This is a genomic window from [Clostridium] ammoniilyticum (assembly GCF_025566905.1).
Taxonomy (GTDB): Bacteria; Bacillota_I; Bacilli_A; order Erysipelotrichales; family Coprobacillaceae; genus Faecalibacillus; species Faecalibacillus intestinalis.
Window position 1 is genome coordinate 57893 of the sequence record NZ_JAOQJR010000003.1, and the last position, 21498, is coordinate 79390.

Sequence of the window (21498 nt, forward strand, 5' to 3'; positions counted from 1 at the left end):
GTAACTAAACGTGACTTACCTTTGTTTTTGAATGAACAAGAGTGGCGTTTCAACCATAGATATACTGGAAAGAATTTCATGAATAAAATACAGAAATACATTTTGAATTCACATCCATGTCCTAAAAAAGCAATTATTACTGTACTCAATTTATCCGAACCATACTATGCACATGTGTCAGATGGTTAATTAAGAAAATTAATGTTGATGAACTAAAAAAATTAAAAATTATCAGAAAATAAAAAATGAAATCATCTCATTACTTGTTTATGAAATATTTGAAACATTCTGTTAATATTATATATTCATTATTAAATAAATATAAGCAAAAAAAGCTATAAAGAATTCTAAATCAAAAGATTCAATTTCTTTATAGCTTTTTATAAGTGTTTTGAAAAATCTAATACTCGTTATCAACAATTTAAAATAAATTGTTTAAATAAAATATTGTATTAATTTCTCAATTAGTTCAAAATTCATTAAAGTTAAGTTTCAATAGTTATTTATAATCAGTATTTAGCTTAAATGTTTCTAATATTTCAATTATGCATTCAAAAAAACGATAATCAATATCGACTAGTTCTTGTTCTATGTTCTGTATTGAATATAATTTATGTACTAAAAGACATCTCACAGCATAAATATTATCGCCTAAATCATTATAATTTCTATGTTCATTATCTCTTAACAGATCTTTGCATAATTCATTCAAACTATTTCTAGAATTTGAATTAATATTAGAATAATCATTAAACAACTTTCTCACTCGTTTTTTTTCATTCATTAAATCATTAAATTCATCTTTAATATCGAATAAATTTTCAACACTATCAGTTACCTTTTTTACAACAGTTGTGAATTCATTATCAAAAACTTTATTTATTAAAAATTCAATAATTTGATAACAAAAATAAAAAACTAGTATTTCTGAAGAACAACTTGTTATTTGTTCTAAAATAGATAAAATAATTAATTTACTATTTTTATCAATTAGAGCATTTGAAAATTTTTTTAAATGTAATTTTTTCCTTGGTTTATCAAAATTACTGTTTCTTATTCCTTTATCGCTTTCATAAAATCCATATTTATAAAATCCAATTTGATAGTCAGAAATTTCAAAATTTACAATATTTACAATATTTTCTTTATCCATAACGAAAATAATTCTATCATCAGATGATAAAGCTTCATAAATAATGTTACTATATATTTCATTACTAACAATATCTAATTCATTTAAAATGTTGTACAGTGCAACATATGCATATTTTTGAAAATATTTATTTTGTGCTTCATCATGTTGATCAGACAATAACGAAGAAATTGGAAATATCCAACCAATCCGAATTTCTTTATTTTCATCACTTTTTATATATACTTGAAAAATACTATTTTCTGAACAATTTTTATTATAATAATAATAAAGTTTAAAATTATTAGGATCATATTCAGTATCCAAATGTAAATCAGTAGAAAATAAAAGTTCATGTTCTTGACCATCAGACAAAATAAATGCATTCTCACCTTCATCAAATTTTAGATGAGTATACGCATATTCTATATCTTTACTTTTAATTTTCATACAATTATTCTACCTGACTTCTATACTTTTCATACCCATTATATACTGCTTTATCCAAATCTAAATAAGATTCATTTTCTTTATTTAATAATTCTCTAAAAAAATATTGAAAATACATTCTTTGAGCATTACCTATTTTTTTTGAATTTTCTCTTATATTATCAAGTTTTGATATCATTTCTAAAAGCCATTGTTTTCCACTATTGTTTTCAATAATTTTTTCATAGATTGGATCTAAATCTTCAAAAGATTTAATTATTTTAAAATCTTTTAATTTTCCTATCGCAGCACCATATCCTGTTAAAGCTTGCGAAGTTGAAAATACTTTATTAACATTTCTTCCAAATGGTGCACCTTTTATTTGATATTCATCTATTTCATCATCCAGTATATCCTCATCACCAAAAACTTTTTGAAGAGATTTAAAAATATTAATATAACTTTTTAAAAAGTCCTCAAATATATCACTACTATTTGATTCAACAGACATTTTCTCAAGCATTCTTATATTATCTAGTAAATCCTGCCTATCTATTGGTAGTTCACTTCTATTCATATATGAATTAAATCCGTCAATTACATTTTTAAAAGTAAACTCATTATTATCAGGATTAGCCATACCTTCTATGTCAGTAACAATTTTTATTCCGTCAAATACTGTATTATTTAAATCACTATATAACATTTCTATTTGATGCCTTGCAGACATTGGTGTTTGACCTGTATTAAGGGTTAACATCCTATATAAAACACCAAATTTATTAATATTTACATATATTTCAACCCTAAGTGTATAATTTTGAAAATTACGTAATTGTTCTTCTTTAGTACTATCTTCTTTTAATGAGTTATACGCATCTAGCAATACGTATGTTCTTTGTAGTCCGTCTAAAATCATTATTTTTTCAGGATTATCTTGTAAAAAACTGTAAAACACTTCATTAGATATAGTGTCCTCTAAATCAAAATTTGTTACAGCTAAAACCAATGGTGGCATTATACAACCATTTATTAAATCTTCCCTTAACAAAGAATAAATAGTTTTAGAAGTTCTTACTCTTTTTCTTTGAAATTTGTTATTTGATAATATTTGAGGTGCAAATTCAAGGTATTCTTTAAAACTCATTTCCACATAAAAATTCTTACTATTTATTCTATGATCTTTTGATTGGGATAAAATTTTCATAATATTGTTTCCTTTCTTTTTCTAGTTTCACATTTACATTTTTTGTTATATATTTATTAAGTTCAATAAAACCCAAATTAATAACTTTTATATAATTTCACTATCCTATCATATCTAAAATTTGAAGTTAATTATATTGATATTATATCATTATTACTCTTTTTTTTGTATTTAAAATATATATTTATAAAAAATTTAGTAATCAACTAATACTTATTTCAAATTTATTAAATAAATCAAAATAATTATCCAATTCCTCTATAGTAAAAATTAACACGCCGATCTGATTAAATAATATTTTTTCTATCTCATCAGTACATTCATCACTTTGTTGAATCATTTGTAAAGTACTTGCTACAGAGTCCAATTGATCTTTAATTCCTTTTTCTATCATTTTTTTATTATTTATAATTTTTTTCAATTCTTTCATATATTTTCTCCTCCCTATAAAACTATAGATAACATATAAATAGATAGTTAAGTAAAAAAAGAACAAATTGGTCTTTAAAAATTATTATACAGAAAAAAATTTAACAAAATTCAATTATTAAAAATACAGATCAAAATGTAAATATAGAACTATTTCGTTCTCGAATTCAAAAACTGAATGAAGAAGTAAAAAACAAAATAATTGATGTAACAGTGCTTTGATTATACTGGTAATCTTTTCAATTTTATTTACAGGAATTTTAATTAAATTTCAATTATCAAATAAAAAAATATTTAATTTATCCCCTTTATTTTTTTTACTAGTTATAGCCTTTCTAAATCTGTTTTTTCTTAATGTTATTATGAAATAATACAAAAAAAGCAGAGAAAACAATAAAAAAGAATTTGAAGAAATAAATAAAGATATGAATAAAAATATAAAAAAGAATAAAAGTATTAAAAAATTATTAAATGAAGTTGAAAATAGAAATATGGATATTTTTAATATAGTTACATTCATCAAAGAAAGTGCAGATAAAGAGTCTATAGTCTCTTTAATTATTATAATTACATTTTTTATTATCCAATTATTACCTTATATTTTTCCAAATAGTGTCTTGATGACATTTATAAGTTGTACTATTACACTAATTATTAGTGTTTATATTACATCTAAAATATTTCAAAAAGGTAAAATATTAATACAATTTCTAATTAATTCAATATTTTTTATTAGTTTATTTATTTTAGTATTAAATCTTGTTTTAAATTTTACATGTCCACAAATTGACTTTAATAATATTTTAAATACGATAGATATATGTAATAAACTTTATTGTGCACTAGCTCTTGCATTTACTTATTTAGATTCTGGAAAATAAAAAAATTTATAAATCTTATATTGATTTATTCTTTTCTTATTATGTCTATAATACTTTCATAAATTTATTGCATTCCAATGAAAAAATGACTAATTCTAAAATTTTCAAAATATGTAACTTCTATTTTATAAAAAATGTGATATACTATAGGCGTAGTCATAGGACTAGCATTAATAGACTAAAGAAAAAGGAAGAACTGCAATTCTTCCTTTTTCACTATTTTGGATACTAGCATCAATAGACTTAAGCAGTTAAAACTACTTCAATATAAAAGCGGTAATAACTAGAATTAAATAAAGAATAATTAAATATTCCATTTAATCCTCTCTTAAAGTCACATCAATGCTAGTCTCCTAGTATGATGTTTAAACATGCTAGATCCTCCATAGGCACATAAGTGCTTAAAGATTATATCATAATAAAAGCCATAATACGATAAAATATGACAATAATAAATTTATAACAAGCTATTATTTCTTAAACTCCATACCCATAAATTGATTTGCTACTTAAATTATAACTTTTTTCTCTAACCTCATCTTTGCTATTACCTTCTATAGTGAATACTTTTCCATTTTCAACTTTTTCAACAATACCTACATGATCTGTATGACCATCCTGCTGCCAATCAAAAAATATAATATTTCCTGTCATTGGCACATAAGATTTATCTTTCCATCTGTTATTTTTCTTATACCAATTTTCTCCATCTGTACATAGAGAAAACTTTGGTACTGAGCTATCATCTAACATTCCACTTTCATTTGCACACCATGATACAAAAATGGCACACCAATTTACTTTTTTATTAAATCCATACCATGTCCAATATTTACTTCCACTTGTTGTTCCAACTTGTGACTTTGCAACTTCCACTATATTGTTATTTCCAATATGATAATACCTTAAAACATGTGCAACGTAATCAGGATCACCATAAACATTTATTTTTAATTTTGCCTTCATTTCATCAGAAAACACCTTTGCATTTGCTCTAGTATATCCTCCAAAATGTTCATTTGCCCAACTTATATATCCATTTCCATAATTATACCCTTGAAGGGCTAATGATATATGCTCGGTATCCCCACTTGAAGCTACTTTTGCATCATTTAAGCAACTAGCTAAATGTTGTATTCCCACCTTAATGGAATAATCAGCATCTGTTATTCCATTATGCACCCTTGAATATTTTTCATTAAACCCACATTCTGATGATTGCATAGGGTCATTTCCCTTTCCTCCGCTTTCTTGCATCATTACTGCCTGTATCAAAGAAACATAATCACCAATCCCACTTTCCAACGCATATTTTTCAATTACTGGTGTATAAGCTATTACTTCCAAACTAAGTCCTTCTACAGATGTATTTACACTGGAATCATCTGACAAAGCAGAAAATACTCCAATAAATAAAACAATCACTATTAGAATAATCATTCCTGTTCCATAAGAAATCAAATGATTCATGATTGCTATTGGTTTTTTTACAAAACTTATCAGCTTTTTTATAAAATCTATAATTTTATTACCTGAATATTTCATCGTGGTTGTTCCATTGAACTTATTTAATGATTTTCTATATTTGTTCAACATTCTTGATTGACTTATTGTCTGATTCGACAAAGTTTGATTAATTGTGTTCGATAAATTACCACTTGTTCTGGAATTAATTTTATTTTTAGCTGTTGATAATTTTATGTTTTTTAATTTGATATTACCCTTTTTTGTATTGTTTTCCTTTATAAGCTTTTCATTTTTTCTTTTTTGGTTTCGATATTTCTTTATTTTTATTCTAGTACTAACAAGTGTTTTTTTACTTGTACCTTTGATTTTATTTATTGCATAATTTGACTCCTTATTTTCCTTTTCATCCTGTACATTATTTTTTATATTGATACTTTGCTTTTTATTAAAAGAATCTAGCGTCTTTTTCTTATCAAGAGTCTTAATATCCTTAATTGTTTCTTTTGTCTTAATATTCTTTATCATAAACAGCTATCAAAACTCTTATCTTTTCTACATTTATAATATTCAGGATATCTTAATTTTATTGACTCCATAAAAAAAGAACTGTATTCACATGAAAACAGTTCATAAGGTGTTGAAACTTTTGAATTTTTTTCATCTACATAACCATTGAACAAATTGAAACCCATCAATGCTGTATTAATTGATCCTGAAGTATGCCATGATTTATCTAGTCCTGACAGTTTAATAGTGTTCCTATTAAAATCATAAAGATCATTAATATGCTCTCTGCAATCTTTATCAATGGTTAATGTATAAAATAGCGATTGATGATAAACATCATTAATTCCACTTTTTTCTATAGCTAAATGATATGCTTTTTTATGTTCATTGTTAAAGTACTTCATTATATTCCCCTCACTATCTTATTTTTTCTTTAATTTTACTTTTTGTTGATTTTTCCGCTGTCTTGCTTTCTAAATATTTTATTTCACTTTTTACAGACTTTTTATCTATGTTATCCACTCGATGAATCATCTTTGAAGTTTTTACAATCATTTTTTCTAAATTAGACAGCATTGAACGTGACGTTCTTTGAATAAAATTCATTTTATTCATTTCCGATCTTTTATTAACTGGTGGTTTTCCCATAATAATCGCTCCGATATTTTTAAAATTCATCTTTGTATTTCTTAATTCGTTAGTAACAGCATCACATTTATTTATAAGTAGATGTGTTTTATTAACACATTTAAAAAGTGACCTATGGAATTTTCCAAGAGCCACTTTAAAATGTGAAATTTCAATCGTTTTGATAACTGCCTGTTTACCATGTTGTTTAAACTGATTCACACATTCTTTTACTGAAGATAAAATATTTGATTTTATATCACTTAATTGTTTCTTTCCATTATCTACTGTCTTTTTTATATCTTCAGCTATACTTTTCATAGTTTCTCGAATAGTTGGATTTTGTAATTGTTCTATTGTATTCTTTAATTCTAAGACTTCACTTGTCATATAATCTATTTTCTTTTCCATGTTTGAAATATAATCGAGTAATTCTTTAGTTTCATTTATTTTATCCTCTTTATGTTCCTTATAAAGCATCTTAAAATATTCACTAATGTAAGGATCATTGTATATTGCTGGTAATTGTTTATCCATAATGGTTTCTCCCTTCATGAAAAGCGAAAAGATATGTATCTATATCATTTCGCTTATATTTAATATTATTTATTTTTTTCTGATGGCTTTGTTGACATCAATTTATATAACAATGTATTTTTTGGAAATCTATTTATAAAAGGTACGATATTTCCACCATACTTAATAAGTCCACACCCTGATTGTGCATTAGTTATATAACTTAACTGCTCATCAGAGATATTAAGTAATTTCGCAAGCTTTTCTCTATCTTGATATGATTGATTTAGCATAACAACAAACTCACTGTTAGAAAGCATTGTACTTGCCCGAACACTATCTAACAGATATTCAACATTCTGTGTAATTCCAATAGGATAACCATCTCTTTTTCTAAATTGTCTCCACGCCGAGTTAAAAAAAGAAGCACTCTCCTCATTTTCAAAAACTACATGAAATTCATCAAGAATGATATGTGTCCTTTTCCCTTTTCGCCAATTTTCATTAACACGGTTAATCATCGCATCCGTGATAACTAATAATCCCATTGTCTTTAACTGTTTTCCAAGTTTAAAAATATCATACGATACAATTCTGCTTGAAGTATTTACATTTGTTTGATGTGCAAATGCATCTAATGATCCATCTGTAAACAATTCAAGTTTCAAAGCTAAACTTCGTGCTTCCATTTCAGGTTGTTCTAACAGTTTTTCTCTCAACGTAACAAGTGTAGGCATTTTCCTTGTTCGGTAATAATCCTGAAATACCAAAGTTACACATCTATCAATAATCGACCTGTCTACTGGTTTAATTCCATCTCTATCCAACTGTTCAAATAAAGACATGATAAATTGTGACTTATCTCCAACTGGATTACCACTATCACCATAACCTTCCAGCATATCCATTGCATTAATATGATTTTCACTTCCTGCTGCAATCGTTATAACTTCTCCTCCCAACTCTTTAACTAAAAGCGAATACTCTGCTTCTGGATCACAGATAATAATATCATCTTGAGTTGCAAGAGCTAAAAATACGATTTGTTCCTTTGTCAAAAAGGATTTTCCAGAGCCGGGTACTCCTAACTGAAAGGCATTAGGATTCATCAATTTTTCTTTATTGCACATAATTAAATTATTTGTAATAGCATTTTGTCCAAACCAAATGCCTCCATCATCAACAACTTCCTGTGCTCTAAACGGTATAAAGACAGCCATGCTTTCTGTAAGTAATGTTCTTATAATATTTAGCTTATTTGTTCCAATTGGTAAAACACTTGATAGCCCATCTAGCTGTCTACTTGCAAAAAACAATATATCCAATTCACACATATACTTTCTTGCAATCGCCATAAGTGCTTCTGTATCATTATCAAGTTCTTCTAGACTATCAGCTAAATGAACGATTGTCATACAGCCCAACATCATACGTTGATCCCTTACTGTTAAATCATCTAAAAATTCTTTGCTCTCTTTTCTTTGAAGTTCCATATCATAAGGAATTACAGCACTGAAATTGTTATTAGCATTCTGTCTTCTTTGCCAATTTGTGATATTAGTTTCAACACCGAGCCATTTTCTTTCAACTTCTTTTACTGCCTCGTCTGTTGGAACTGTAATAATATCCATTGAATACATAAGATTTTTATTTAATGAACAAAGTTCTGAAATAAAACTGTCTTTTACATATCTTGCATACTCACTTAAATACATAACTCTTCCATACTTATCTCCTAATTGAAAATATTTATCATGAAACTTTGGCATTTGTGGACAGATAGCATCTTTAAAATGATGTCCCTTTCTCATTGAAACATCCATATCAAATGAAAACTGTTCTTCATGTCCATTTCTATAAAAATCATGAAGAATTTTTAATCTTTCAATAGCATCAAGTTCTTCTAATTGAGAACCCAATTTAGAAAAATGAGATGATAATTCCACAGTTACCCTTGAAAAGAAATTTCTTGCTTCTTCTACATTCTTTTTAAAGGCAGTTATTGTTATATACTTTTCTTGAATAATTCCATCTGCTCCAGACACTTTCTCTAATAACATATCATTGTATTCTTTTCGATATTTATCAAGATGATCATTTCTTAATGGAATTAAAATCTTTTCTTTAAATTCTTTTATATTAATTTTTCTATTATTAATTGTAATCTTTGTCATTGTTGAACTGTCTAATGAATTAAGCAATTCACTATAATTTAAAAACAATCCAACCTTTTCATCTTTTGAAGCTATTGAATAATTAATATCCTTAAACCTATATGTTTTAGAATACTTGTTCTTAGAACAAAAAATACCATCTTTATAGATGGTATCAATATCAATTAGATCCTGTGCGCTTTTGGGAACGCTTATTTTTTCTTTGTTTTGTTTTTTTAATCTTTCGTAACTTTTTATCATACAAATCCATAATCCCCTTTCTTTAAAGAATTTAATTATTATATTTTCTATAAAATAAAAAAAGCATATTATGCTTTTTTTAATATCTATTTACTATCATTAGTTTCCAATTCATAAAGTTTATAAATCGGCAATTTACCTAAATCATTTTTTTCTTTAGTACTTAATGTTTTTATTTCAATTTCAGCTTCTCTATAATTTTCTAACAATATATCACAACATATTTTACAAAATTTGTCCTTTTTTCTCTGTTTCAAATCAACTAAATATATATTTTCTTCATTTGTTAAATTTCTCTGTCTTTTAAAAATTTGTAACAAATTTATTTTATAAATATAATTTGAATCCGTATCTTCTACTGTTTTCAAAATATTCTCTAATAATCTTGATCCTAAAATAAGTAAATTTTTATTTTTTGAACTATCAAAATTTATAATTAACAAAATAACAGTATCATTAATCGCTTCATTTGCTCGGCCATCTTTATTTAAAGCTTCTATTGTTGAAAACACATTATTTATCTCAAAATTATCAAAATAATCACCGTAACTCACCCATTTTAAATACTCATCTATTTTTTCTTTATTCTTACATTTTGAATCTGAAGAGAAGAAATCATGGATAATATATTTACCGTTATGAGCACGTTCACAACTTATTAACAAATTAATGTTATTGCACTCAAATATTCCTATTTGACCATCATCAGGTATATAATATGGTATTTCCTCACCATATAATATACTTTTCGAAAAAGCAATAAGTTTATTCCATTCATTAGCTGTTAATTCTTCTAAAACCAAATCTTTTTTCACATGCATTTTTTTTAATGCATTTTGAATATCCATTAGATTAAATAATATTTTCTTTATATTATCATGTGAGAGCATAAGTTTAGAATTATCTATTTTTATAACGTTATCATTATTTTGCATAACATGTTCAATATATTGGAGATTTTTAATCTGCTCTAATAAAGTTTTTGCAACACTAAAATGGAATTTTTTATTATGAATATCCAAATATATATATTTACCAATTTTAATTTTGGATAGTCCATTTTTGTCGTATTCATAATGTAATTTATTGAATAAAACTTTTCCATCAACACATATTTCTTCTGGGCATTCTTCAACAATAGTATCAAAATTTATTTTTTTATATACAGAATCGATACCTAACTCATTATCATGAATATATGAATAAGTTGGGTGTGTTAAAATATGCTTCATCATCTCCTCTTTAGTTTGTAGTTTTAAATTAGAATATGACATAACTAAATTATATCTTTCACTATCTAAAATTCCTCTAGAAAAATTATTTATTATCTTATGACTTATTTGATGTTGCTTCTTTGAATTTTCATAAAATTCATAAAACACATTAAATATTTCATCTGAATTATCCATTGGAAATAAACCTAGTTTTACTGATATTGACTTCTGATGTTCTTTATTTTTTAAAAGTTCTTCTATATCTATTGGTAATAGTGATGTGTAAAATATACTGAAATTTTGATAATTACAATATACAACAAAAAAAATTGTACCTCCATTGTCTTTATAATTTTTTAAGTCATCAACACTTATTTGATAACTTATTTCTTTTACTATCTTTGTAATATCTTTTCTCCATTTTCCTTTTACTTGAACATTTGCTTTTCCAATCAAATTTGATTTAATTTTCTTTGAACTCCCATATATAAACACTTCCCCATCCCAAGATGGTGTTTTATCATTGCTGCTAATAAATGTTTGAAGTTTGTTACATTTCAAAATGGTATTTTCTAAATTATTAATGGAAATATGTTCAATTGTTCCATTACTTGGCACATCATTTTCCATATTACTCCTCCCTTAAATCACTTTAACGTAAAATTATAATACACCTATATAATTTCTAAATTATAAAACTAAAATATATCACTATTTATAATAATTTGATTCTTTTTCTTAAAATAAAGATATAACATATAATTATTAATAAATTAGTTTTTTGTATTTTCTGTAAAATTACTTACATTTTTATTACTCTTAACTACATATTTATCAGTGTATATACTGTGAAATGTAATGGTCAGTGCAAGAAAACTAAATCCATTATAACTAATTTCAAAACAATTTATTATTTTTACAATCAGTACACTAGATAAAACCACTGATATAATGAATAACAATATAGACATTAGTAGTTCGCCCCTTTTGTAAAAGTAATTTGAATTTTTTTTAGAAAAATCGAATTTCCTTGCTAATTTTTTTTCAGTTTCATATTTTAAAAATAATGCATATAAAAAAGCAGTAAGTGAAAAAATATCCACCACTTCTTGAGAAATAATTTTAATCTTAAATATATCCAATATTCCTGCCGCACCAAATATTACAACTATAACCGTTACTAAAAAATAATCTAGTATTTTATCAAAATATTGTCCTATTTTTACCATAAACCAACCATAACAAATTAAAATATTTGTTTCCTTTCTTCTATATCTAAAATTTTATAATATATTGTATCATATTTCATTTTTCGTACCAAGTATACACAATACTATTTTTAAAAAATTATTTTCTTTTTGTTTTTTTTATCTTTCGTAGCTTTTTATCATTTGGATCAATAGACTCCTTTCTTTTAATTTTTAAAAAATCTTTTAAATATTCGTAATATAAATTTTGTGGTTTAAATATCAAATTATGCTGTTTAATCAATAGTGAGCGTATCACACATACAACAATCTGTTCAGCATTCATTCCTTGATATCTAATGAATCCAAGTGCTGCAAATGGTGCAGCTGAAATCATACACAACCAACTTGTTATCTCCATTCCTAAACGATCAATGAATAAAAAATAAAATATAACTGCCATTACACACGCTAAAAAAGAAAAAAGGCATTGTCTTAGGGATAATCCCAATAAAATGCCTTCTGTATAGTCTCTTATTTCTTTATTGATTTTTACTTCCATATACCCTCCTTAATACACTTATCTAATTATTACAATCCCATCATTTCTTTAACAATTCGATCTGACATTTTTACCGTACCAACTAAAATCAGCATATTGAAAATAAGTTCTCCAATGTAGCTCCACAACATTGAAATTGCACTCACTTCACTATCTACAACTGGTGGTGACCCCGCAAATTGTGAAAAAATAATACATGCTAAAACTATAATTGCTCCTTCTAGACATACACCCACATAAGACTTAATAAACGTTATCGCTACTGACTGTGTACTTTCTCCTGCAGCAGTAGAAAGTGGCACAGGAGAAATGGCCGTATACATATACAATTTAAAGAAACGACCATAAACAATAAGTATGAGTACAAAGGACAAAATCGTAATGAAAATACCACCCAAAAGTGTTACCGCCCAAACAGGTATACTTTCCAAAAATCCACATTCCTCTACTGCATCTATAATTTCTTGAGGAATAGTAGTAGATGTTGCTGTTCCAACACCTACTGTTGTCATAATTTGAGAGGTTATACCTTGCACTATTTCAAATAATTTTGTCATCAATTCCATTCCATAAACAACCAAACCCCTTGCAATTGCAAACCTTAAAAACAAACGAATTGCCTGCTCGGGTCGCTTTATCTCGTTTAGATTACTGCATGTCTTTACCATTCCTACTGCAAAGAAAAGAACAAGAAGGGCAAGTCCAATGGCTTGCAAACCTCCATGTATCTTCACAATCACATTCCAAATATTCCCGCCTTTAAAGTTTTGAGGTGTCTGTGTTAGTAACAACCATATTTCTGCGAGTTTCTCATTCCATGTATTGATTGCGTTTGTTAAGTTATCAATAATACTACCCAATATCTATCACCTGCCTTACCCATTTAAAATCACTATCCTGTAATTATATTTAAAATTTCTTTTGCAAAGGTAATGACGATGCCTCCTGCTACAGTTAAAAATCCATTTGCTCTTTGTGATGGATCATGACTTTTTAAACTTAATCCTAACTGTACAATTCCAAATCCTAAAATGATCATTCCAATAGCTCTAATTAAACTAAAAACAAAAGTTGAGAGATTATTAACAACTGTTAATGGATCTCCATCTGCATAAACTTGAATTACCTTGAAATTCATTAAAATGATATTGAGTGTATAAACAAAAAATATCTTCATTGTCTTTTTATATTTTTTTAAATATTTTCTCATTTGTTTTTCTCCCTTCAAAATAAAAACAGCTCTATTTCTAAAGCTACTTTCCTATTTACTATTTAATTGTTTAAAGTAGTTGTCCATATCTTCATCACTTAATAATTCATATTCTCTATCGCTCAATAAAATATTTTGCCAGTCATCAATTGAATATTTGATTTTACCATGTAGATATGGTTTTGCATTTCCATCCGTAGTTTCATTTATTCTTGGATGTTTCAAAATATCATACTTCTTATCAAATACAGGTCGTTCTCCTCTAATAAAAAGCAATCCATAATCATTATCTAACAATCTAACTTCATCTGGTGTAAGTAATTCTCTTCCAGCCTGTTGATAGTTTGTTGAATAATTTCCTGACCTCCCACTTGATTTACCGTAAGTATTTGTATCAAGTGTCTCTTTTCCCAAATATTCTGACATGAATTTGTGTGTACTCTGTTCATTTCCACCAAGATAGTATAATGTATCACAATTCCCTACGATACTTTCCCAACTGTCTTTATAAAGTCCTTTGATTTGAGCAAGATTCTGTATAATGATTGAAACAAAAATAAGTCGTGATCTCATTGTAGAAAGTAATTTATCAAATTCATCTGGTAAAGCAACATTCGCAAATTCGTCCATAAGAAAATGTACTGGTACTGGTAACGCACCACCGTGAACAATATCCGCTTGATAATACAACATTTGAAAAAGCTGCGTATACAGCATACCGATAAGAAAATTGAATGTTGAATCATTATCTGGAATAACCGCAAAGATTGCTGTTTTTCTTTCTCCCACCAAACCAAGCTCCAACTCATCTGTTGCAGTTAAACTAGCAATACTTTCCAAGTTAAATGCTGATAAACGCACACCTACAGAAATAAGAATCGATTTAGCAGTTTTCCCTGCCGCCTGTTTATAAATCTTATATTGCTTGAGAGCTAATGAATTTGGATTTCTTATTTCCAATCTTTCAAACAATTCATCTAGCGGACTTTGATATTCTTCATCATCTTCTTTTACTTCAGCAGCTGCAATCATTTCCATGACCATCGTGAAATTTTGTTCTTCTTCTGGTGCTTCATGTAAAAGGTAAAGACAAAGAGCTTCTAATAAAGCCGTTTCCGATTTTTCCCAAAAGGGATCATTTGTCTGACTACCTTTAGGTGTAGTATTTCTTATAAGATTGGTTATAAGCTTTAAAACATCCTTATCGTCCTTGATATAGCGAAACGGATTATAACAATGTGATCTGTTCATATTGATAAGATCAACAACTTTGATAACATATCCTTCTTTTTCTAAAAGATTTCCTACATCTCTGAGTTGTTCACCTTTTGGATCAAGAACCACAAAAGATGTATTACATTGCATCAAATTAGGCTTACCAAAAAAGCGAGTTTTCCCTGCTCCACTTCCACCAATAACCAAAGTATTTAGGTTTCTTCTATGTCGTCTGCCATCTAAACCAATACGAACATTCTGCGAAAGTATCTTATTAGAATAGTAATCCTTTTCAGTATATTTTTTATTGACAGCTTTATTATTCGCCCATTTTGCCGAACCATACTCCTCATTTTTTCTATAATTCTTCCTGTTATAGTAATAAGCCAAGTATGAAAAAGAATAGATTAATTCAGATATCAAGATACATTTAAGAGTATCCTGACATAATTCAAAAGAAAAAGGGCTATTCATTGCTTCATTTAAGTAAATGATTGCATCAAATAGTCCCTCATGGATGCAAGGAGCAACAAGAACTGAAAGCCACGCTATAAATACTGCTCCTACAAAATAAAAAACAAGTTCAACCTGTTTATCTTTCCTCATATGATTTTTTTGATTTGGATATGTCAGCTATTGCTGCCTTGTCCATAATCGATTCAATATAATCATAATCCTTATTTTCTTTTATTTGCTTGTCTCTTAAATTTCTTAAAGCAGTAATAATTATTCTTCTTTCAAAGTCCGTTACTCTAATCAAAACCGTTGGTTCTTTATTCTTAAATAACCCCATTAACGTTCTTCTCCTCTGCTTGCACTATCTCTTTCTTGTTGCAATCTATAGATTCCTCTTTCAGCTCGATTGCTCACTTCATCTGCAATACTTTTAATATTGCTTAATTCTTCTTTGGTATCTCGAGAATCCATTCCTTCAAAATAATTTTTTACTTCATTTGCGAAATCAACGTTTGAAACTGGAATGTTCAATTTTTTACAAAGAATATAGGCAGCACTTTTTACCATAAAGGCATCCTCTGTTCTGTCAACATTTCCATATTGGCTTTCAAATTCTACATAGCAATATTCCCTTGCTAAACCTTCCATTAAATCTGTCGGACTCATCCCATCTGCATAGTAGATCATTTGATTATCTGGAGAGTATTGTACTAGCGAACCATTTTCAGTATTGTCAACCATTTGCATTTTAACAGGTGATTGATAAACTAGACCGCTGATGATTTCTCTAACAGACAAATTTTGTTTTTTCATTCTGTATGGTCTGTTTAATTGAGAAATATCAAAAACATATTTAACATCATAGTTGGTTCTTATCACGCCATCATTTCCTTGATACTCACCTTTAGGCTCTAATATTCCAATTCCTTTTACTCCTTTTTTTACATACTTTTTTTCTTCTACCCAACGATTGTTATCTTTTAACAGTGTTGCTTGTGGACATTGTGCCATGACCAAGAGTGTATTGGTAACAGTATAACCAAATTTTGATTGCATTTCTAAATAGTTTAGATAATTTTGTGGAGAGGAAACAACTTCATGTGTTTGCTTCTCAGCCATATCATAAAGATTCTGTCTTTTTTGTTGTTTTTGTTTGGCATATTCCTCTGGAGGAATTCTAGGTTTTTCTTCAACTTTCTCATTAGCTGCATTGTTTAATAAATTATATATATCACTCATATTTTATCTTACCTTTCTTTTTATCTTTTTCTTACGTTGAGGCTGTTTATGACGTACCCTATTTCTTTGTCTAACTGTTTGTTTAGGTTTAGCCTTTTTATTTCTATTTTTTATCTCATCTAGTTCTTTTTTTACTGATGGTCTTTTATTGATACCTTCCTCCATTGAGATATGCTCGAACTGATTTTCGCCTCTCGTTTTCGTTCGAGCCATAGACGGGTTTTGTTCTTCTTTCATTGAATCCAATAAAGAAGATACCAACTCATCATGTTCTTTTTCAGTTAATAGTTTGACATCTTTGAATTCATCAGGCTGTTTTGCAAGCGCTGCTTTTCTCATTGCTTCAGTATCAATAGTTGCAAGTTCATATTTATCTACGATTCTGCTGATTTTTGCTGCATCTTCAGCTCGTACCATAATATCGCATATTCCATCCGTATTATTTCTTTCTTTTAATACAGAATAAAGAACACCGTAACGTTTTGCTTCTTCACAAAACTTTTTCAAATCTGAATGATGTACAGCAAATACTTTAAGTTCCTTTCCAGATTTCAACATATTAGCTAGTCTTGTTTTTCCTTTAACCTTTTTCTTATCTGTTAAAATTGCATAAAGTGTTACTGCTAAAGATTTAGAAGCCATTCCACCTGCCTTTAAAGCTACATTAGCTGCCATTTCTATTCCCTGCAGTGTCATCCTCACTGCTTGATCGGCTGTTTCTCCGCCAGCATTCATAAAGTTCCTCCTTCCTTAATAATTTCTTTTTCGTTCTTTTGAACTTCTTTCTTGTACTTTATTTTCTTGTTCCTTAACTGTTTGCAATTTATCTTTAATCTTTAAGGAACGTTGTTTGATACCTTCACATAATTTCACCTCCTTTCGATAATCCTTTATTTCTTTTGAAATTGTTTCGATATCTTTTTGAATCATTTCTTTTCTTTCAAGATTTCGGCATCTTTTGACCTTGTTATAAAGACATCTTCTTTCCTTGACTAACTTTTCAATTTTGTTGCTTATTTCACTTTCATAATTTTCCAAATCCTCGATCGTATTGATTTTTTTTTTGCATAGAAAAGTTGTTTCTTCAGTAATCCTGTCCATATATCTAAGATCCTCCTTAAAAATAAAATGTACCTTTCTTCTAGAAGGTACATTTTTAGGGATAATTCCCATTCGATACATATAATGGAAATACAATGCCTTTATTCCTTTTATCTTTTTTGCCTTTTTGATATTTCCATGATATTGATATTTACTTTTGATTCGTGTTCTTTTTTCAAAATACAGATCCTGTTCAATGATTCTTTTCTTGATATTTTCTTCACTATATGTTCCATCATCTCTTACTTTATAAAGTCTAAAAAAACGAGGTGCTCCGGGTGGTTTGACTGCAATATGTTTTACATTTGTTTTCACATCATATCCAATAGACTTGAGATATTGTAAAAACTGTGTGAATGTTCTTGATGATGCAATAGCACGTTCAAGATCATCTTCTATAAGCGTTCTTCGTGTAGGCTTTTTCTGTTTTTTAGCTTGCCATTCAGAATAGTGCACTCCCTTTTTAGGATCTGTGATTACATTAAGTCTATACTTTTCACAAAGTGCATCCGACAATCTTCTCATTCTGTCATAGTCAGCGTGTTTGTTTAAAAATCTTTTGTACGTTGTCCATGAAACAGAATTTATAACAAAGTGATTATGAAAATGTTTCTTATCTGTATGTGTGCAGACCAATACCTCAAAATCATCTCCCCACATCTGATGGGCAAGTTCTAATCCAATTTGATGTGCTGTTTCAGCTGTAACCTCCCCTGGTAAAAAAGACTGATACGCATGAAATGCTAGAACACCATCCTCTTTGTGTGCATTTCTTTTTGTCTGTTCCATTTGCTGAAGAACAGTTGAGGGATGACAATTTAAACCACTGACATAAAGTTGTCTTTCAGTTTTATCATCATTGACAGCATAATCAATAACATTCTCAAGTCCTTCATATTCATAACCACTATCCGTTTCTTTTGTCTTAAGAGGATTAGAAGCATAATTTAAAACCCTGTCCAAATTATCCTTAACTGCCCATATACTTGTTGTAGCCATTTTACTTTTCCATCCTTGTAGGTTCAGTAACATTGCTTAATATTAATTGAACATTTTTTTCAAGTTCTGAACAGTTTCTCTTATATTTTAAAATATCAATTGTTCCAGTTTTATAACCAATAACTGCAATCTGATTTAAGTTATTACCTATCATTCTCAACTGCTTGATAATTTCCTTGACGTCATCACTGATCCTTGGTGATGGAACATATCCACTTATCAATGTACGAATATATTCTTCTCTTGACAGTCCTGTTTTCTTAACACACTCATTTAAATTTTCCAATTCAATCAAAGATAATCTTACTTTTATCTCTTTATTTCTTTTGATCTTGTTCAATTTTATCTACTCCATTTCCTGTAGGGTCTTAGGGATTGTCCCTAACAAGCTGACTTTGGGTACAAAAGTCCTTGCTTGCTACAAAAGTCATCAATAGGATAATACTTCTATTTAATGAATTTATTATCCTACTGGAAAACTATCTTTCCCTGTCAAAAAGTTTTTTCTTGACCTCAAGAACATCAAATCTTAAGTCCGTTATATTTTCATCACTAAGTATTACATCTTCATTTTTATACTTTTCTCTTACAGCATTAATTGCCTCATTTTTAGAATGAGCTTTCACTGTTTCTTGATGCTGTAATACTTCTGTAATTTCAACAACATATTCCTTCATTATTTTCTCCTTGTATAATAAAAAGTCATGAATTTATATTTCATGACTTCGACTTTTTATCATAATTGTTATTTATATAATATTTTTTTCTTTTGAGAATCCGTTAACATTGAATGTAAAACAATTTCTTTATTTTGTTTTAAATAATTATTTGCAATATTTTCTAACATAGGTTCAACAATCACATACTTATAATCACACGTTAAAATTTTTCCTGTTTCATTTACTTTAAACTCAGCAAACCTATCTTTTCCAATTCCGACTTTTAATGCCAAATCAACTAGCACGTATCTATCTCCATTTGAAGAAGGCTCAAATACTATTTCTTTTAAACACTTGCTTAAAAATATTTCATAATCAAGGACAGTAATACATGCCATATATCTTGAATTATTTATCATATTTACTAATAACTTTTCCATATGTGCCTCCTTCTACTAAAAAGATTAGAACAGTTTATAATATTCGTTAATTAAATTCAACCCTTTTTCAATCAATTCTCTTGCTTGTGCAATATTATCAATAACTGCTGTATCAACATCATCAGCAGACCAATGCGAATATCGATGTCTTACTGAATTATAATTACTATAAAATTTATTTAAGAAATATAATTGGTCTTTAGAAAGTTTATCCTTTGCTGAACTGTTACATTCATAAACACCTATAGCTTTTTTTTCAAAATATCCAAAATTATTTGTACCATTATCGCGCGTAGTTTTTAATCCCATTTTAGCATTTAAAATTTTATGAAGATAATACTCATAACTTCTAAATATTGGGGTAACTAAACAAGTATAATCGGGCATATATCCTGTCAACATTGTATTATAAATTGCAGATAGCAACGTTGAATATATTTTATCATTATATTTATCTCGATAGTTTGGTAACATTTTTTCAAATTGTTGCTCTAATTCTTCTTTCTTTACAGGTAATGCATGATATGAATTTAGCGTTTCAACAACAGTTTGCCCATTTGTTAAAAAACTAATTGATGTTGCAATTATTTTTTGAAATAAAACACTCTGTTTTCCTTGAACATAAGATTTTTTATTTTGATAAATATTAATAGATACTTTATTTTTTTTATCAGAAATTACTAATCGTGTTTTTGTATCACTGATTACATTTTCTGCAATAATAATTGATTCCACACCCTTTTCTAAGGATTCAGCTTCACTATTAATATAATCAACAATTTCCTTCCAATCTTCAACAGTGTGTCCAACAAAGTATACAGATCCGTCTTTATATGTTTTATGTCCTTTGGCTAATATAGAATTTTTTGCTAATCTATCAGCTTCCTCATTAAAATATACTCCAGAATGAGCAGGAATCTTCACAAATTCAATATCTATAATTTTCATTTTTTCTTGTACTTTTTCAGAATATTTTTTTGTGATTTCCTTTTTAGCTTTCCATTCTCCTGTAACCCATTTTTCTATGCCTTCATAATCATAATAAATTGAAATATGTTTTATATTATTATTTGTTGCAACATCTAACGCTTCTTCTACGCCCTTTAATTCTCCAACAACATTTCTTAATTGAATTAAATCCTTATCTTTTTTTCCATCAAAAGAATTATAATATGAGGATATTTCTCTTCCTTTTCCAATAATAATAACTCCAAAGCCTACTTTTTCCGCTTCTTTATTATAACTACCATCAACAAATGCGATAATCTCATCATCTGATAAGTTGTTAATTTTTTCTTCTATATCAGTATTAATATCCTCAATAGACGAATTATTTTTAGATACCTCTTGTTCGTTAATACATTCATCATTAATATAATTTTCAGCATCTGTTAGATTAGTAAAGGATTTATATTTCGCACCTGTATAACCCTTTACTTGTTCATTGCATTGGTCCCATGTTTGGTATACTCCAGGTTTTTTTCCTATTTTCACAGCATAAAATTTATTATTTGCCATATTGAACCTCCTTGAAAATTTATTACTTTAATAATGAATATTATAACACATTCTCGAGATATACTCATTATTTAATAAAATAGTTCAAA

General features: G+C 27.7%; 23 protein-coding genes. 2 read left to right on the forward strand and 21 right to left on the reverse strand.

The features are described 5' to 3' along the window. A partial coding sequence (locus OCV55_RS03855) for a hypothetical protein (RefSeq protein WP_267309808.1) occupies positions 1-189 on the forward strand: 189 nt, incomplete at its 5' end. A gap of 310 nt (positions 190-499) precedes the next feature. Here the strand turns inward: OCV55_RS03855 and OCV55_RS03860 are convergent. From OCV55_RS03860 to OCV55_RS03870, 3 genes are all read right to left on the reverse strand, one after another. Further along, positions 500-1582, reverse strand: coding sequence for a hypothetical protein (locus OCV55_RS03860; RefSeq protein WP_118662149.1), 1083 nt, complete (start codon positions 1580-1582; stop codon positions 500-502). A gap of 4 nt (positions 1583-1586) precedes the next feature. Continuing rightward, the gene (locus tag OCV55_RS03865) at positions 1587-2768 is read right to left on the reverse strand and encodes a hypothetical protein (protein ID WP_118662148.1); all 1182 of its coding nucleotides are present in this window, start codon (positions 2766-2768) and stop codon (positions 1587-1589) included. A 202-nt stretch (positions 2769-2970) separates the two neighbouring features. Beyond that, positions 2971-3198, reverse strand: a complete 228-nt coding sequence (locus OCV55_RS03870) for a hypothetical protein (protein WP_147579855.1) — start codon at positions 3196-3198, stop codon at positions 2971-2973. Positions 3199-3622: 424 nt separating this feature from the next. On the opposite strand from OCV55_RS03870, the gene OCV55_RS03875 reads away from it, so the two are divergent. Next, the gene (locus tag OCV55_RS03875) at positions 3623-4078 is read left to right on the forward strand and encodes a hypothetical protein (protein ID WP_147579856.1); all 456 of its coding nucleotides are present in this window, start codon (positions 3623-3625) and stop codon (positions 4076-4078) included. Positions 4079-4555: 477 nt separating this feature from the next. On the opposite strand, the gene OCV55_RS03880 is transcribed toward OCV55_RS03875, so the two are convergent. The 18 genes from OCV55_RS03880 to OCV55_RS03965 form a co-directional block, all read right to left on the reverse strand. Beyond that, complete coding sequence (locus OCV55_RS03880; RefSeq protein WP_147579857.1) at positions 4556-6070, reverse strand: lysozyme family protein; 1515 nt, start codon at positions 6068-6070, stop codon at positions 4556-4558. After that, positions 6067-6456 carry a DUF6075 family protein gene (locus OCV55_RS03885; RefSeq protein ID WP_147579858.1) on the reverse strand — a complete coding sequence of 130 codons (390 nt, stop codon included), beginning with the start codon at positions 6454-6456 and terminating at the stop codon, positions 6067-6069. Before OCV55_RS03885 ends, OCV55_RS03880 begins: the two co-directional genes overlap by 4 nt. 13 nt (positions 6457-6469) lie before the next feature. Next, complete coding sequence (locus tag OCV55_RS03890) at positions 6470-7216, reverse strand: DUF6674 family protein (protein WP_147579859.1); 747 nt, start codon at positions 7214-7216, stop codon at positions 6470-6472. Between the two features lie 65 nt (positions 7217-7281). Then, complete coding sequence (locus OCV55_RS03895) at positions 7282-9609, reverse strand: VirB4-like conjugal transfer ATPase, CD1110 family (protein ID WP_147579860.1); 2328 nt, start codon at positions 9607-9609, stop codon at positions 7282-7284. An 86-nt stretch (positions 9610-9695) separates the two neighbouring features. Beyond that, positions 9696-11453, reverse strand: a complete 1758-nt coding sequence (locus OCV55_RS03900) for a hypothetical protein (RefSeq protein WP_147579861.1) — start codon at positions 11451-11453, stop codon at positions 9696-9698. A 143-nt stretch (positions 11454-11596) separates the two neighbouring features. Next, the gene (locus tag OCV55_RS03905) at positions 11597-12052 is read right to left on the reverse strand and encodes a DUF4181 domain-containing protein (RefSeq protein ID WP_147579862.1); all 456 of its coding nucleotides are present in this window, start codon (positions 12050-12052) and stop codon (positions 11597-11599) included. A gap of 118 nt (positions 12053-12170) precedes the next feature. Next, the gene (locus OCV55_RS03910) at positions 12171-12572 is read right to left on the reverse strand and encodes a PrgI family protein (RefSeq protein ID WP_147579863.1); all 402 of its coding nucleotides are present in this window, start codon (positions 12570-12572) and stop codon (positions 12171-12173) included. A 29-nt stretch (positions 12573-12601) separates the two neighbouring features. Further along, on the reverse strand, positions 12602-13432 hold the full coding sequence (locus OCV55_RS03915; protein ID WP_147579864.1) for a hypothetical protein: 831 nt from the start codon (positions 13430-13432) through the stop codon (positions 12602-12604). A gap of 32 nt (positions 13433-13464) precedes the next feature. Further along, on the reverse strand, positions 13465-13749 hold the full coding sequence (locus OCV55_RS03920) for a glutamyl-tRNA amidotransferase (RefSeq protein ID WP_449670219.1): 285 nt from the start codon (positions 13747-13749) through the stop codon (positions 13465-13467). 84 nt (positions 13750-13833) lie between these two features. After that, positions 13834-15603, reverse strand: a complete 1770-nt coding sequence (locus OCV55_RS03925; RefSeq protein ID WP_147579866.1) for a VirD4-like conjugal transfer protein, CD1115 family — start codon at positions 15601-15603, stop codon at positions 13834-13836. Then, positions 15590-15790 (reverse strand): hypothetical protein, encoded by a 201-nt coding sequence (locus OCV55_RS03930; protein ID WP_032089834.1) that lies wholly within the window; start codon positions 15788-15790, stop codon positions 15590-15592. The genes OCV55_RS03925 and OCV55_RS03930 overlap by 14 nt, the downstream gene beginning before the upstream one ends. Continuing rightward, positions 15790-16692 carry a hypothetical protein gene (locus OCV55_RS03935; RefSeq protein ID WP_118487438.1) on the reverse strand — a complete coding sequence of 301 codons (903 nt, stop codon included), beginning with the start codon at positions 16690-16692 and terminating at the stop codon, positions 15790-15792. The genes OCV55_RS03930 and OCV55_RS03935 overlap by 1 nt, the downstream gene beginning before the upstream one ends. 3 nt (positions 16693-16695) lie before the next feature. Next, positions 16696-17427 (reverse strand): PcfB family protein, encoded by a 732-nt coding sequence (locus OCV55_RS03940; protein WP_147579867.1) that lies wholly within the window; start codon positions 17425-17427, stop codon positions 16696-16698. A 15-nt stretch (positions 17428-17442) separates the two neighbouring features. Next, positions 17443-18792 carry a relaxase/mobilization nuclease domain-containing protein gene (locus OCV55_RS03945; RefSeq protein ID WP_147579868.1) on the reverse strand — a complete coding sequence of 450 codons (1350 nt, stop codon included), beginning with the start codon at positions 18790-18792 and terminating at the stop codon, positions 17443-17445. Position 18793: 1 nt separating this feature from the next. Further along, positions 18794-19132 (reverse strand): plasmid mobilization protein, encoded by a 339-nt coding sequence (locus tag OCV55_RS03950; RefSeq protein WP_230308170.1) that lies wholly within the window; start codon positions 19130-19132, stop codon positions 18794-18796. Between the two features lie 139 nt (positions 19133-19271). Continuing rightward, positions 19272-19469, reverse strand: coding sequence for a DpnD/PcfM family protein (locus tag OCV55_RS03955; RefSeq protein WP_147579869.1), 198 nt, complete (start codon positions 19467-19469; stop codon positions 19272-19274). A 68-nt stretch (positions 19470-19537) separates the two neighbouring features. Beyond that, the gene (locus OCV55_RS03960; RefSeq protein WP_117816161.1) at positions 19538-19891 is read right to left on the reverse strand and encodes a type II toxin-antitoxin system RnlB family antitoxin; all 354 of its coding nucleotides are present in this window, start codon (positions 19889-19891) and stop codon (positions 19538-19540) included. Between the two features lie 24 nt (positions 19892-19915). Then, positions 19916-21409: a ribonuclease H1 domain-containing protein gene (locus OCV55_RS03965; protein WP_147579870.1), complete on the reverse strand. Its 1494-nt coding sequence runs from the start codon at positions 21407-21409 to the stop codon at positions 19916-19918. Positions 21410-21498: the final 89 nt, after the last annotated feature.